This is a genomic window from Brevibacillus sp. FIR094 (genome assembly GCF_050477165.1).
Classification (GTDB): domain Bacteria; phylum Bacillota; class Bacilli; order Brevibacillales; family Brevibacillaceae; genus Brevibacillus.
Genome location: NZ_JBEAES010000001.1, coordinates 1 through 15,110, shown reverse-complemented (window position 1 = coordinate 15,110; position 15,110 = coordinate 1). Strand labels below are relative to the sequence as shown.

The window sequence follows — 15,110 nt, the reverse complement described above, 5'->3', positions numbered from 1 at the left end:
TGTCCTTGGCAAAATTAAAAACAGGCATCAATTATGCAATGTTAATTTTGTTAAGCGTACTGATGGTGTTTCCGTTTCTCTGGATGTTCTTGATTTCGATCAAGCCCAAAAGCGAGGTGTACAGCGGGAGCCTGCTGCCTTCCACCTTTCATTTTGAGAATTACATCCGCGTATTCACGGAAACGAAGATGCTGCTTTATTTGTGGAACAGCATTTCTGTCAGCCTGATCATCATCGTTTTTCAAATGTTCACCGCGATTTTTGCGGCGTATGTTTTCGCGACGGCGCAGAAAAGATGGGTTCGTTACTGCTTCGTGCTTATTTTGGCGACCTACATGCTTCCATCAGCGGTAACGTACATTCCATCCTTTATTTTGCTGTCCAAAGCGAATTTGCTGGATACGCACATGGGTTATATTCTCAGCGAGCTGATCAGCATCTTCGCCATCTTTTTCCTGAGGCAATCGTTCGCGCAGGTGCCAAAGGATGTGGTGCATGCAGCCAAGCTGGATGGGGCGGGGCATCTACGACTCATTTTCACCGTGTATATCCCGTATTGCAAAAATGCGATTGCTTCGCTGGTGTTGATCACCTTTATTTACAGCTACAACAACTATATGTGGCCCTCGCTCTTGATCAAGTCGGAGGAAAACATGTTCGTCACGATTGGTTTGCGGAGGCTATTTATGAGTCAGGCGGGCTACGGGATGGACTTCCCACTGGCGATGGCAGCGTGTGCGATTTCACTGGCACCTATGCTGATCCTGCTCGCAATCGCAAGCAAAAGAATCATTCATTCCATGGCTAATCTGTATGTCAACAAATAGACCAAGACCGCTATTTATTGGGAGGAGTCATTGTGAAAAATCAGAAGCGAAACACCAAGAGTATCATTTTTTCCATCCTGAGTTCTGCGCTTATTTTTACCGGAGCTGTCGGTTGTTCGAACAACGCCGCGTCTGACAGCAACGCGAATGCAGCGTCTGGCCCTGACGAGAAAATCAAGCTGGAGTTCTACTACGGTCTCGGCGGCAAGCTCGGGGAGACGATGCAAAAAATCGTGCAGGACTTTAACAGTAGCAATGAAAAATACGAGGTCGTTCCGATTGTCCAAGGTGACTACAGCGAGACGTTACAAGCGCTCCAGGCATCTCTGGCAGCTGGCAAGCCCCCAGCCTTGGCGATCAATGCGTATCCGGAATTTATGAAGCTGGCGAAAAGCGATGCCTTGCTGCCATTGGATGAGCAGATCAATCAGCCGGAGTATAAAAAGGACGATGTTCTGCTGTTAGAGCAAGGGAAGTACAACGATGCGATGCTCGGCGTTCCTGCCTATGTCAGCACACAAATGATGTACTACCGCAAAGACATTTTTGACAAATACAAGATTGACTACAATGCACTCACGAGTTTCGAGCAATTGGCAGATGCAGCCAAGCTCATCAAAGAAAAAGAAGGAATCAACGGCTGGTCCATCATGTGGTACACGGAGCATATGATCGACTACGCTCGTTCAGCTGGCGGCGATATCGTGAGCGAAGACGGCAAGACTGTCACGATTGACTCGGAAGAATGGGTGTATGCGTGGGACAGCATTCGCAAGTACATTCATGAGGACAAAATCATGGATACCGTCTATGGCGGCAATGGCTGGGAATGGTGGTACAAAACCATCGACAACGTGATGAACGGAAAATCCGCAGGTTATACAGGCTCTTCCGGTGACGGTGGCGATCTGGATTTCACCAAGGTAGCAACCGGCATGCAAAAAGGCTTCAATGGACAACCACCTAGACCTGTCGCCATTTCTGTCATGTTCAACCTGTTCAAAGCATCCTCGAAAGAGCAGCAAGAGGGCGCATGGGAATTCGTGAAGTACTTCTCGGAAGCAGAAAAAACAGCGTACTGGGCCGTACAGACAGGCTATATTCCCATTCGCGACAGCGCCGTTAACACAGAAATTTACCAGAACAAATTGAAAGAAAATCCGTACTTCTCGGTACCTTTGGAACAGGCGAAAACGAATGGGATTGCTCCTTTTGTAGACCCGACAGGCGGCAAAATTTACGCAGAAATTGAGTTGGCGAAGGACAAGGTGCTGATCGAAAACGTCCCTGCCGCAGAAGCGCTCAAAGTAGCGAAAGAAAAGGCACAGAAAGAACTCGACAAGGCACTGAATCAATAACACATAGCGAACAGGAGAGATGGAAAAATGAAAAACGACATCAAATTGGCTGTATTTGATCTGGCAGGAACGTTGGTAGAGGACGATAACGCCGTGAGAGATTGTCTGCATAAAGCGGCTGTGGAATACGGATTAAACGTGACACCAGATGAAATCAGCACGCACATGGGAACGAACAAGATTCATCTCTATCAATATTTGATTGCGAGAACAAAAGGAAATAGGATCGACTTCAAAAACTTTGAAATCGATATCGACAACTCTTCGTTCGAGGACGCGGTCAAGCTGTACGAACGCTATACCGAATACATGATTGCGTTTTATCAGGAAAATTGCCGCGAAATCGAAGGCGCAACCGAAACACTGAAATGGTGCCAAGAAAATGGCATCAAGGTAGCGACTGGGACAGGCTTCCATAAAGAAATCAACAGCGTCATCATGGAGTCGCTCGGTTGGGTGAAGGATGGCTTGATCGATTATGCAGTAGACCTGGATATGGTACCAGAAGGAAAAGGACGCCCAGCCCCGTTCATGATTTTCAAAGCCATGGAATATTTGAACGTACAAAACGTCAGACAAGTCATCAAGCTCGGCGATACGCCAGCAGATATGCTCGAAGGCTACAACGCAGGTTGCAAAGCGGTCATTGGCGTGATGCAAGGCTCGACTCCAATCGAGGTATGGGGCAAGTACTATCATACGCATGTGCTCGACACGGTAAAGGAACTGCCAGAGCTGATTCTGTCCGGTAAAATCGTATGATCTACCCTGTGGAGAAGATGGCGAGTATCGGAATCGTTTTGCCGAAGCTGTTTCCTTTTTCACAAAGCAGGCCTGAACAAATGCTTCCGAGTCTTCTTACGATCCTGGAAGACCCATTCTTTACAGCGATAGAAGTGTCCTATATCGCAGACAAAGAGACGAGGGAACAAGCGGCAAAGTATATGGCGTACAGCGGAGTCGAGGTTATTTTCAACGGCGGAGATGCAGCCAGAGAATTGCAGATTGATCTCAGCTCCTTGGACCCGGTCGTTCGCAACAAGTCTATTCAATCAGGCAGGATGCTGATCGACCACTGCTATGAAATGAACGCGAAAATCATGCATATCGTAACGGGTAAATTTCAAGGCGAGGAAAACATGCCGAAAAACATCCAGGCGTTTATTGCTTCGGCTATGGAGCTGTGCAAGTACGCAAAAGAAAAAGCCGATACGTACGAGCTGTGCATTTCTTTGGAGATCGGGGATCGGTATGTCGACCGCAATTATTTGCTCGGACCTACTCATGAGGCGGTACATGTAGCAAATGAGATCCGTAGCGAGTACGACAATTTTGGCCTCTTGCTGGATCAAAGCCATTTACCGATTATGGGCGAAGACCCGCACAAGTCCTTGTGGCTGGCCAAAGATTATTTGACGCACATTCATCTCGGAAACTGTTACTTGAAAGACAGGCAAGCCAGCTATTTCGGGGATAAGCACCTCCCGTTTCACGTCAAGGATTCAGAGGTTGGTGTGAATGAGCTAACGACGTTCATCACGACGCTCAATGACATTGATTTTTTCAAGAGCCCAAAACCGACCAGGAAGCCAGTCATGACCTTTGAGGTGGGGCGCTTTGAGAATGAATCGCCTATGCTGGTAATCGCCAATGTAAAACGTGCTTTTTACGAAGCATGGGCCGATGCATAAACAAAAGACTGGGGCTGTGGCAGAAGTGAATGTATTGATTACGGGATACTTTACCGATTATTCCAAGCAACGCGTGACACAAGCGTTTCCGCAGGATTGGCGCATCCAAATCGTGGAGCCTGAGCAGATCGAGTTATTTATCAGCGAAGCAAATGTGTTGATTCCTGAGCATATCCAAGTAAACGAAGAGTTGCTGAACAAAGCGCATAACTTGAAGTTTGTCCAGACGGGTGCGGGCTTTGACAACGTGGATATTAAGGCGTGCACGAAGAAAAACATTTGGGTGAGCAACGCGGCTGGCGTGAATGCAAACGCAGTAGCCGAGCATATTATGGCGCTCATTCTTGGGTATTACAAAAACATCTCTTATCTCGATCAAGCGATGAAAAACCGGGAGGATGAGACCAAGATCGTCTACGTCGGTGGCGAGCTCGCAGGAAAAACCATCGGTACCATCGGCTTTGGCGCCATCGGCTCTCGCGTAGCGGAGCTGGCAAAGGCCTTCCGAATGAAGGTACTGGCGTACGACACCAACCCGAACAGGCAGAGCGATGATGCCGAAATGGTTGATCTGGACACGCTGATTGCCCAATCAGACGTCATCACCCTGAACATTTTTCTGAATGAATCCACGAGACATTTGGTGGACAGGCAGTTTTTAGCGAAAATGAAAAACGATGCACTTCTCGTCAATACAGCGAGAGGGCCGATCATTTGTGAAGAAGACTTGATCGAAGCGCTGAAAAACAATGTGATTGGCGGAGCGTGCCTCGATGTATTCACAGTAGAACCTCTCAACGTGGACAGTGAGCTGCGTGCTTTGAAAAATGTCGTACTGACGCCGCATACGGCAGGCATGCCTGACGGAACCAAGTTTCACGAGAAAAGGTACCAATTTTTTGTGGAAAACATTGAACGAATCCAACGCAATGAAACGCCGCACAATCATTTGAATCAGCTTTCCTAAACAAAAAAGGCCGGGGTCAGTCCGCAGAGACTGGTCCCGGTTCGTTTTAATGCTCCCGTATCTTGGACAAATTTCCCCCGAAAAGCTGCAGCTTTACTTCCACGCGTGAAATCGTATCGGGACGTAGGGGGAGCTCACCATTTTTCGTTAACTTGTGCCATGCTTTGGGATTTTCTCGATAAAGGGCATCTGACAATTGCAGCACATCTGTCTGTGTTTTTAGTCCGAGATGGTACGTGTGCATGATCTCGTCGGTAATACTTTTTTCCGCATATTTTCGTAAATCCTCCTCTGGAACGGCTTTCACCAATTGGGGCATGTTTGCCTTTGTATTCACCTTGAGATGAAACGTCACTTTGTCATCCTCCACTTGAGGAATGATCGCAGGCTTGATCTTTTCCATGACGAGTGTGGTAATGGGTTCACTATTATGGAAAACAGTAATCCCAGGTCGACGCGTTTCTTTATCCAACCAGCGCAGACCCATGATTTCCGGGCGCGGCAGGCATAGCTTTAGTTTCTTGTTTTGCAAAAAACAGACGCCACTCATGATCAGGGTGGGATGCTTTTTTTTGTTTTCGGACCATTGTACTTTGTTGGTACTCAATAAGGGCAATTGCACGGTTTGTCCACTTTCTTTCCACTTCCAAATAAACTTGTAAAGGAACAGGGGGGCTATCACAGAGCTTTGTCGGTAAATATCCTCCGGGTCATTTAATTGGGAATAAAGAATGGAGATGTTGAGAATCGGTTTGGCGTTAAATAAGTCTTCGATCGGCTCTTTCGTTGCAAACGTCCATACGGTATAGCGAAATTCGTAATATCGGTCGATCACATCCAATAATTGATTAATTACATCTTTCTTCAAGGCGTCCTCGGTAAAAACAAAGGCCTTGATATGACTCCAGGACAGACGCTGCTGGGCAGTCCGGTACAGATTGAAGATGGCTTCATCCAATGTTCTTCCTTCTCCTTTCCCGACGGAAATCGTTTGCGGATTGCGTTGTCCGCTTGCTTCTTGTTTGGCAATGTTATTGAAACTGATAATTTGCGCGTAAAACACAAATTTCCCTTTTACATAGTCGATACCGATGGAATTGACGTAGATCATATGCTCGATTTCTCTGGCGCCCCAGCATCCGCTTAATAGGGAAGAGATCAATACAATTGTGAAAAAACATCGTAGTTTTTGCATAGCGATTGTTAATTCTCCTTGTTTGATCTGGTTTTTTGCAGCATTTTGGGGACGCTTCCCCATTTTCCCCATGGAATCCGAAAGATGACTTTCCACAAATCCTGAAAAACAGGGGGAGAGATTGGTTCTAGGTAGTAAACCCCAAAGGAGCGCAAATTAGTCAGGTACAGCACGATGATCCCAACCATGATGAAAAAGCCAAACAATCCGGCCATACCAGAAACGATCAAGATAAGGAGCCGTAGCAAGCTAACTGTTCCGACGAGGTCTTGATTGACCAGCGAAAACGTAGAGAGTACGGACATGGCTACTACCACCAGAATCCCTGGAGCGGTTAAGCCTGCACTAATCGCGGCTTGTCCGATGATCAGCCCGCCGACGACGGACAAGGTTTGGCCAAAAGCCATGGGAAGGCGCATGCCTGCTTCCCGAAATAACTCAAACAATAAGAGCATCACAATTGCTTCAAAAGGGACAGGAATGGGGACGCCTTGTCGGGATAAAACGAGTGTGGCTACCAACGTGTATGGGAGCTGGTCTTGATGATAGGTGATCAAGGCGATCCAGAAGCCAGGCAGAAACAAGGCCAATACGAATCCAAACAATCTCATGAGTCGGGTAAACGCGCTGTACCAAAAATACGAGTAGACATCTTCCGGCGTATTGAATAAATAGGTCAGCGTAACAGGAGCAATCGTGGCGGAAGGAGATCCTTCCACAAAGATGACGAATTTTCCGTGCAACAAGGCGTTCACAGCAAAGTCGGGCCGGCCTGTATACTCAAACAGAGGAAACAAGGGGATGCGGGTGCCTGTCAATATATCTTCCAACTGCGTGTTGCTCACAAGAGCCTGTACTTCCAAATGAGAAAGCTTTGTGCGAATTTCTTCCAAGGTATCTGGATTGATCCGATTTTTGAGAAACAGTAAATTGACCTTTGTGTGCGTCTCATCTCCCAATCTGTACTCTTCTACGGCGAGCCGATTGGTTTTGAGTCTCTTCCTGATCAGCCCGATGCTGATGTGTGGTTCTTCGGTAAAGCCATCACGCGGTCCTTTTACAGAGACCTCTGTATTTGATTCTTCGGGGGCACGTTGCGGCGGGTCGGAGAGTTCCATCCAATACAGCTTGCTTAACGAATGAAAGAAGAGGAGCAGTTCCCCTTCGAATATTTTTTTGACAATATGGTCAGGGTTTCGATCGTCGATGACCTCTTTCAAAAATAGCTCACTGTATTGCTGCATGTCCAAAGAACTCATCATGGGAGCGGTTTGATGCATTTTGGACAATTTCGGGACTACATATTGATTGATCTGCTTGATATCGCACAGACCTTCAGAATAAATAATGGTTACGAGAGATGAACCCTCCACGTTTCCGTGATAAGGGAGGCTAATTGTATCTATGATGACATCCGCACATGAGGCAAACAATTGGCGGAAATAGTCCTCAGTTAATGGCTGGTCATCTGGAATGGATGGTGGATGGTCGCTTGGGACAAATACATCAATCCCCTTTTTTCTCCTCATGAATCATTCCCCTCCTTCGACTGGACCAGTTTACGAGCACGATAATGACGAATGAGTAGACGACCATCGTATAAAACATAATGGGAAGGATATGAGCAGTTAACATGTCCAGAAAGACGTTATCGCTGAAGGGGAGAACGGCAATGGCAACCAAAAGAGAAGAAAGCAAGACAAGGACCATCATTCTTTTCGCTTTGCTTTCCAATCGAAGAATATCGACGATGAGAAATATGGTCAGAGACATCCGAATAAAGGCACCGGAAAACCACTGGTAAATACTTAAAAAATCCATGTGCTCAATATAGCGGCCAATATTAACCAAGCGCCATTCCTCGTAAGCAGGGTATCTCAGCTTCTCCGATTGTTCAGGTCCGAATTCGGCAATGGCCCCCGTGACGGGTCCAAAGGTTAGTCCAATTAAAATGACAGCCAAGATCAAGAGTGGCAGTAGCGAATACTTGGATCGAATATGCTGCTGCATGAACAGAAGGATCATCAGTTCAATCAAACCCGCCCCGACAAAGACCACGCCTTTCCATACAGGGAGCATGCCGTACTCCAGAAATGGTTTGAGCAAAATATAGCTTTTATGCGTGTAGTTGGCAGACATGACAAAGAATCCAAGAAAGATGACAAGAGGCAGGAAAAGGACCGCTGTGTTTGCAATGGAGCGTATGCCCAAGTATGCATTGCATAAACAAATACAAGCCAACATGAAGGCAATGAAAATAGTGGGCATTTTCGGGGAAAACGCGACATGAATCCAGGTAACCGTATCTCTCATCGTAATCGCGCACATCATGAATAAATACACACAGGCAATAGCTGCTAATAAATTGGAAACAGCGGGATGGTACGCTTTTTTCAGCAAGAGAAAGAGATTTTGCTGGCGAGTTTTGGCAACAGCCGAGTAGAGAAGACAGACCCACACAATGAAGAAGACACCGGCCAAAATTACGGAAAGCCAGGCATCCCGTTTTGCGGCATCCATCAAAATCGGGATGACGATTACATGGTTCATTAAGCCAATGGTGAGCATCAGCATGCAAACTACCTGAAAAAAAGTTAAAGTAGCGTCTTTCATGGACATACCTCTACGTACTTGAGTTGATAGTAGTATCTGTTCAAAGTGGATCTTTATTCCATGTTTACATGCCGAACGTCCATTCGTAATAACTTAGGAAGCAGAATCACAAAAGCCACGAATCTTCTTTTCGTGGCTTTTTGTATACTTCTAGGACATCTATGCTAATCAAGGGGAAAAGTAGCTGCTTTGGCTAACGCTTTTTCAATTCCTCAAGAAGTTCAATTATTTTATCATTTTGCACTGTTATTTTTTTGAGACTGAATGCGATTGGTAATAGCAAAGCAACTATCAAAGGAAGAAATATTAATTCTAAGATCAAAGATAATCACCTCCAATGAATCATTATATTATTTGAAAAAGCTAATCCGCCTTAAAAGAAAGGCGGATTAACAATTCTACTGAGTTGAGATTTCTTCAAAAGATTCGTCAGAGAGCGGAGCAATTTTTGGTGTTTCAATAGAAATCTTATAGAAGGTCCGGTTCGCTATTCTTACTGTAGGAAGCATGTCATTCATAATCGTTATGCAAGTAGCAGTTAATGCAAGAGTAGCTGCAATTCCAGCCAAAACAGATAACGTCAACTTCGCTGCTGGTGTTGCAGTAATAGCTGTGACTACTACTGAAACGCCTATACTAGGAACACCGATAGCGAGAGCGGTAGCAAGATTATCTTCTTTACTTTCTAATGCGTCAATTGCCTGGATAAAATCTTTTATATTGCTAGAGTTCTTATTGTTTTCGAAGGTGCTTTTAGTATTACCTTCCCACTCCAAAGCCCAAAAGTCTTTTCCATTAGAGTAATTATACCATCCGCTATACTCACCATCATAAAGTAAGGAAGATCCTCTTTCATTAGGTCTTGCAGCCTTTAAACTTTTTTTCTGTTCATTTTTTTGTTTTTCATCCAAGTTTATGATGAAAGCTTCATCATTTTCAGTAATTATTTCCAATTGATTCGTTTCTTTATTTAACCGGGTAATTACTTGTTCGTTATTACTAATAATCTTAGTTTCTCTAAATTGATCATCTTCTTTAATATAATCAATTTGCACATTTTCGGCTGCAAATTCATCTATTTCCTGTAAGGTATCATTCATAGACTCAATATACTCAATGTTACTAGATTCGGTAGCTGAGGTTGGAGAAACAACTGAAGTAAACATTAAGGCGCCTAATAATAGCATAGAACCTAGCTTATAAAGCCTATTTTTAACAAGTTTCAAAACAAACCACCCTTTCATATAGTTAATTTGTATTTTTTACAAATTATGTAAGTGAATTGTGTTTTCCTGCTGGAATAAAAATAAATAAATATAAATTATTCCTCGACTTTCACATCTCGAATAATATCTGTTCAAAGTGGATCTTTATTCCATGTTTACATGCCGAACGTCCATTCGTAAAATGGAAGCAAGAAGGTGACGAAAATGAATGTGAAAAAAGATATCGCAGCCATATTGGATCACATAAAAAAAGAGGAAAGATTTCGCGATAATATCGCGCACTGGCGGGTAATTCCTGCTCGGGAAGCAAAGTCTGTTCCATTTCCAAATGAACTGGACGGACGAATTCGAGATGCCCTGACGAATAGAGGCATTCCCTCCTTATACACGCATCAAGCAACGTCTTTTCGCCATGTGCGCGAAGGCAAACACATCGTCGCGGTTACGCCCACGGCTTCTGGCAAAAGCATGTGCTATCATTTGCCGATCCTCCAGACGTTATCGGAAGACACGCAAGCGCGGGCTCTTTACTTGTTCCCAACCAAGGCTTTGGCACAGGATCAAAAGTCGGAGTTGCACGAATTGATTACGGAAATGGGCCTTTCAATCAAATCCGAAACATATGATGGTGATACACCTGCAAATATCCGGCAGATGGTACGGAAGGCAGGAAATATCGTCATCACCAACCCAGACATGCTGCACTCCGCCATTTTGCCCCATCACACCAAGTGGGTGTCCTTTTTCGAGCATCTCAAATACATCGTGATTGACGAGCTGCATACATATCGCGGCGTTTTTGGCAGCCATGTCGCCAATGTCATTCGGCGGCTAAAGCGCATTTGCGCCTTTTATGGGAGCCACCCGCAATTTATTTGCACATCGGCTACCATCGCCAACCCGAAGCAATTGGCAGAAGCTCTGACAGAAGAAGAGGTAGAGCTGGTCAACAACAATGGTGCTCCGTCTGGCATCAAGCATTTCATTTTTTACAACCCGCCTGTGGTCAACAAGCAGCTCAATATTAGACGCAGTGCCACGTTGGAGGCGCGAGATATTACCGAGCAATTTTTGATCAATGGCATCCAGACGATTTTGTTTGCGAGAAGCCGTGTACGTGTAGAGATTTTGTTGACGTATTTGCAGGAGCTGATTCGCCGCAAGCTTGGGCCAAAAACGATCCAAGGGTATCGCGGCGGCTATTTGCCGAGCCAGCGCAGAGAGATCGAACGCGGCTTGCGCAATGGTGACATTATGGGCGTGGTCAGCACCAATGCGCTGGAGCTTGGGGTAGATATCGGGCAGCTTCAGGCGTGTGTCATTACTGGCTATCCGGGCTCGGTCGCAAGCACATGGCAGCAGGCAGGACGGGCAGGAAGACGGCAGGGGGAATCCGTCGTCGTGATGGTCGGTAGCTCCACGCCGTTGGATCAATATGTGATCGCCAATCCGGAGTACTTTTTCGACCGCAGTCCTGAGACAGCGCGGATCAATCCCGATAATCTGATCATTTTGGTGGATCATCTCAAATGTGCGGCATACGAGCTGCCGTTTCGTGAGGGTGATACCTTCGGGCGCGCGGAAATCGTGGAAATTCTGGAGTTCTTGACCGAGGAGCAAGTGCTTCATTACTCGCGGGGCAAGTGGTTCTGGATGAACGATTCATTCCCGGCCCACAACATCAGTCTGCGGTCAGCCTCGCAGGAAAATGTCGTGATCATCGACATCAGCGAACGGGGAAATGAGCGTGTCATCGGGGAAATGGATCGTTTCAGCTCCATGACGCTCTTGCATGACGAGGCTATCTACCTGCATCAAGGGACGCAATTCCAGGTGGAAAAGCTGGACTACGAGGAAAAGAAGGCGTATGTCCGGGAAGTGCAGGTCGATTATTACACAGATGCAAACTTGGCCGTCTCGCTGAAGGTATTGGAGCAGGATCAGTCCCGTCGTCATGCGCAGAGCACGTTGGCTTATGGTGAAGTGGCTGTGAATGCGATGGCGACGATCTTTAAGAAAATCAAGTTCGAAACGCATGAAAATATCGGCTCGGGACCGATTCATTTGCCAGAAGAGGAACTGCATACAAATGCGGCGTGGATCGGTTTTTCCGAAGCGCTGCTCGGCGAGATTGGGACAGAGGATGTGGAACGCGGCTTGGTTGGTTTGGCACATGTGTTGCAGCACGTAGCTCCGCTGTTTGTCATGTGCGACCCGATGGACCTGCACGTGATACCGCAACGAAAGGCCGTTCATTCGCAGGAGCCGACGATTTTTCTGTATGACCGTTATCCGGGAGGCATCGGCTTGAGCGAGCAAGTGTATAAGGAAATGGAGACGATTTTGACACAGGCAGAGCGGATGATTGTCTCTTGCCCGTGTGAGTCAGGCTGTCCATCTTGTGTGGGAGCGACAGATGACGGTAGCAAGGGGCTAGCCATGACCTTGCTGCGAATCGCTCAAGGGGGAAGTACTTATGTCTCTTAAATCCAAGCTGCAACGGATGAAGGGACATCTCTCGCTGGAAACCGACAAAGCGGTAGCGCCAGCAGTCAAAACAGTTGAATCGGAAAGGCCCAATCTCCAGAAAGAGACGGGGGAAGAGCCGAGGGCGGCTGTACCAACGGATGGCAGCGCCGAGCTACAGATACCTTTTGCCGACAAGTGGAAGGAAATGCAGGCATCGCCCTACATCTGGGATGATGAGTACGTCATGATTCGCGAGGTTCGTTATCCGATCGATCAGCAGCATGGCGCTTACGCTTTTTCCGAGTTGCAAGAGGCGATCCGTATGTGGGAAGCGGCTGGTCGAGAGCATCCACTGTCCGCTGCGGGCAGGAGGCCAGAAGACTTGCTGTTTTTCGATACGGAGACAACAGGGCTGTCAGGCGGGGCAGGCAATGCGATTTTTCTTTTGGGGTACAGTCGTTTCGAGGGGGAGCACGTCGTGGTGCGTCAGCATTTTCTCCCGGGCCCGCATGCAGAGGTCACCTTGTACCAATCGTTTTTGGAGCAAGCACAGAACTCCTCGCATCTGGTGACCTTTAACGGAAAGTCCTTTGACTGGCCGCAAGTTCGGACGCGGCATACACTGGTGCGCGATCAAGTGCCTGCTTTGCCTACCTTTAGTCATTTTGACCTTTTGCACGGGGCGAGGAGGCTGTGGAAGACAGAGCTGGAATCGTGCCGATTGGGCATCATTGAGCAGGAAAAGCTGGATGTTTATCGTGAGGATGATTTGCCCGGCTATTTGGCGCCGGTGCGGTATTTCGACTTTTTGCATGACCAAGACCCTGATGTTATCGAAGGCGTGCTGCGGCATAACGAGACGGACGTCCTGTCTCTGATCACGATGTACATCCACATGACGCGGCTATTGGTAGGGCAAGGGAGTGTAACAGTATCTTTCGAGGAAAGCTACGAAATTGCCAGATGGTACGACGCGCTTGGGGATCAGGAGGCGGCAATGGCAGGCTATCGTCTCGTTGCAGACAGCGATCATGCGTGGAGTAACCGGGCCAAGCTCGCCATCGGTCATCTGTATAAAAAGCAAAAGGAATGGCACCAAGCCCTAACCGTTTGGGAGTCGTGCATCCAGTCCACCGGATATGTCCCGGATGAGGTGTATATTGAGGCTGCCAAGCTGTACGAGCACCAGTTGAAGGATTGGGAGAAGGCTTTGCGCTATACGAAGCAAGCGTATGAGCAGTGGAAGAAGCGCGGGAGTCTGTTGCGAAACAGGTCCAAGGACGACGCAGAGGCCTATCACAAGCGGATGGATCGGTTAGAAGCAAAGCTACGCGGAAATGAAGCAGAAGAAGAGAGCCTGTTGTCCGGATTTTTGGAGTGGGCAGATGAGCAAGAGCAATGAGGGACTGTAGATCGAAGGCCTATCGATCAGAGGGGGAGTAGGATGAGACAGATTGTCTTGATTCTATTTGCGATGCTACTTATTAGCGTTGGCGGTTGCTCTGCGAATGACGACTGGGTTCACACATTTACGGGAGAGAGCGGCAATTGGAGCGTGGTCATGGAGATCAGGCCGACTGAGAGTGAACACACTCATGTTGTTTACCCATTTTACCTGACGAAGAAAATGGAGAATGACGTTACGAAGCTGCATTTCGAGGCTCACCTAGTTAACGGTAATCCGAGCAGTAATTTCGACCACGAATCTATAAAAAAGCTTAATGATAAGCAACCGTTTCTGCTTTTTAAGGAGTACCCGAACCTTCTCTCGACTGATTTTCCTGCAAAAGATACGCCGAAAGAACAGCTCGAATATTACTTCTCTGAGTTAAAGGTGGATATAAAATGGACAGATGATCGGGGAGAGCATCAAGAACAAATCCCTCTGAAACTGCAAACCGCTCCTTGACGAAACAAGGGAGGATGGAACCCAAGTCCAGAAGAAATTAAAGCATGGGCATACAGTAATGAAAAGATCCCTGAGCAAGATTGGGAGCTTGCTGTAAACAGTTTTGAAAACATACCAATGATTTGTACGTTTATTGACGATGCAAAATGCAAGCACACTCCTTTTTTTCTTAGCAGTCTTTATGTGTTTATAGGGGATATCGTTCGGTCAAGAAGTACGGAAGACATAGTTAGGTTATCAGCGTTAGTAGAAAATGTGGCCAAAACTGCTAAATCAGAACAACTGAAAAATTGGCTCGAACGTTCTAAATACCTGATCAAGCACCCAAAAGAATATGATTACGACTATTGGGGACTAGGCTCCAAGTACGCCTTGGGATACGAGATCCCTTTAATGGCCGTTGAGGAAGCCCAACATTAGCTAAACTTAGCAAAATTTATAATTGAACGAACGGAATCGATAGCTTACCAAAATATCAGAGGCTGCTGGAGATGATTCGGCTGCCTCATTAAGCTATTGGGCAGTTTAATCTGATTAAAGGTACTGAAGTGTAATGACTTCCAATTATTTCATTTGATAAAGCAAATAGATCATGCTATATTGGTATTCCGCCTTTCAAAAAGGACGGAACGAAACAAAATGAAACACTTCAATTATTACCTGTTGACTTAAAACAATCATACATGGTATATTGTGATTCCGGCACTTTTGAAGTGCTTGTGAAAATGCTCTTTGAAAACTGAACAGCGAAAGCGTTAATGAGTCTATCATTAAATGATTTGCCAGCTTTGAACCAGTAACAAACTTTATTGGAGAGTTTGATCCTGGCTCAGGACGAACGCTGGCGGCGTGCCT

13 protein-coding genes are annotated in these 15,110 nt (G+C 46.5%); 8 read left to right on the top strand and 5 right to left on the bottom strand.

Features of this window, described 5'->3' with window-relative positions; translation table 11 throughout:
• Window positions 1–5: 5 nt before the first annotated feature.
• Genes ACQ5DJ_RS00065 through ACQ5DJ_RS00045 form a run of 5 tightly spaced genes read left to right on the top strand, consistent with a single transcriptional unit; the run spans window position 6 to window position 4,843 of the window.
• Window positions 6–827 carry a carbohydrate ABC transporter permease gene (locus tag ACQ5DJ_RS00065; protein WP_429840643.1) on the top strand — a complete coding sequence of 274 codons (822 nt, stop codon included), beginning with the start codon at window positions 6–8 and terminating at the stop codon, window positions 825–827.
• A gap of 32 nt (window positions 828–859) precedes the next feature.
• Window positions 860–2,185, top strand: coding sequence for an ABC transporter substrate-binding protein (locus tag ACQ5DJ_RS00060; RefSeq protein ID WP_429840642.1), 1,326 nt, complete (start codon window positions 860–862; stop codon window positions 2,183–2,185).
• 27 nt (window positions 2,186–2,212) lie between these two features.
• Window positions 2,213–2,947 carry an HAD hydrolase-like protein gene (locus ACQ5DJ_RS00055; protein ID WP_429840641.1) on the top strand — a complete coding sequence of 245 codons (735 nt, stop codon included), beginning with the start codon at window positions 2,213–2,215 and terminating at the stop codon, window positions 2,945–2,947.
• 17 nt (window positions 2,948–2,964) lie between these two features.
• Window positions 2,965–3,876 (top strand): sugar phosphate isomerase/epimerase family protein, encoded by a 912-nt coding sequence (locus ACQ5DJ_RS00050; protein ID WP_429840640.1) that lies wholly within the window; start codon window positions 2,965–2,967, stop codon window positions 3,874–3,876.
• Window positions 3,869–4,843: an NAD(P)-dependent oxidoreductase gene (locus ACQ5DJ_RS00045; RefSeq protein WP_429840639.1), complete on the top strand. Its 975-nt coding sequence runs from the start codon at window positions 3,869–3,871 to the stop codon at window positions 4,841–4,843. The genes ACQ5DJ_RS00050 and ACQ5DJ_RS00045 overlap by 8 nt, the downstream gene beginning before the upstream one ends.
• Window positions 4,844–4,889: 46 nt before the next feature.
• Here the strand turns inward: ACQ5DJ_RS00045 and ACQ5DJ_RS00040 are convergent, their stop codons facing one another.
• From ACQ5DJ_RS00040 to ACQ5DJ_RS00025, 4 genes are all read right to left on the bottom strand, one after another.
• On the bottom strand, window positions 4,890–6,038 hold the full coding sequence (locus ACQ5DJ_RS00040) for a Ger(x)C family spore germination protein (RefSeq protein ID WP_429840638.1): 1,149 nt from the start codon (window positions 6,036–6,038) through the stop codon (window positions 4,890–4,892).
• A gap of 8 nt (window positions 6,039–6,046) precedes the next feature.
• Complete coding sequence (locus ACQ5DJ_RS00035) at window positions 6,047–7,567, bottom strand: spore germination protein (RefSeq protein ID WP_429840637.1); 1,521 nt, start codon at window positions 7,565–7,567, stop codon at window positions 6,047–6,049.
• Window positions 7,545–8,651 carry a GerAB/ArcD/ProY family transporter gene (locus ACQ5DJ_RS00030; protein WP_429840636.1) on the bottom strand — a complete coding sequence of 369 codons (1,107 nt, stop codon included), beginning with the start codon at window positions 8,649–8,651 and terminating at the stop codon, window positions 7,545–7,547. The genes ACQ5DJ_RS00035 and ACQ5DJ_RS00030 overlap by 23 nt, the downstream gene beginning before the upstream one ends.
• Before the next feature lie 398 nt (window positions 8,652–9,049).
• Window positions 9,050–9,877: a geobacillin-26 family protein gene (locus tag ACQ5DJ_RS00025; protein WP_429840635.1), complete on the bottom strand. Its 828-nt coding sequence runs from the start codon at window positions 9,875–9,877 to the stop codon at window positions 9,050–9,052.
• Window positions 9,878–10,081: 204 nt separating this feature from the next.
• On the opposite strand from ACQ5DJ_RS00025, the gene ACQ5DJ_RS00020 reads away from it, so the two are divergent.
• Genes ACQ5DJ_RS00020 through ACQ5DJ_RS00010 form a run of 3 tightly spaced genes read left to right on the top strand, consistent with a single transcriptional unit; the run spans window position 10,082 to window position 14,255 of the window.
• On the top strand, window positions 10,082–12,364 hold the full coding sequence (locus tag ACQ5DJ_RS00020; RefSeq protein ID WP_429840634.1) for a DEAD/DEAH box helicase: 2,283 nt from the start codon (window positions 10,082–10,084) through the stop codon (window positions 12,362–12,364).
• Entirely contained in the window at window positions 12,354–13,748 is a 1,395-nt protein-coding gene (locus tag ACQ5DJ_RS00015) for a ribonuclease H-like domain-containing protein (protein WP_429840633.1), read from the top strand. Before ACQ5DJ_RS00020 ends, ACQ5DJ_RS00015 begins: the two co-directional genes overlap by 11 nt.
• A 42-nt stretch (window positions 13,749–13,790) precedes the next feature.
• A complete protein-coding gene (locus tag ACQ5DJ_RS00010; protein ID WP_429840632.1) occupies window positions 13,791–14,255 on the top strand; it encodes a hypothetical protein in 465 nt (154 codons plus the stop codon).
• Window positions 14,256–14,870: 615 nt separating this feature from the next.
• Here ACQ5DJ_RS00010 and ACQ5DJ_RS00005 read toward each other — a convergent pair.
• A partial coding sequence (locus ACQ5DJ_RS00005) for a hypothetical protein (RefSeq protein WP_429840631.1) occupies window positions 14,871–15,110 on the bottom strand: 240 nt, incomplete at its 5' end.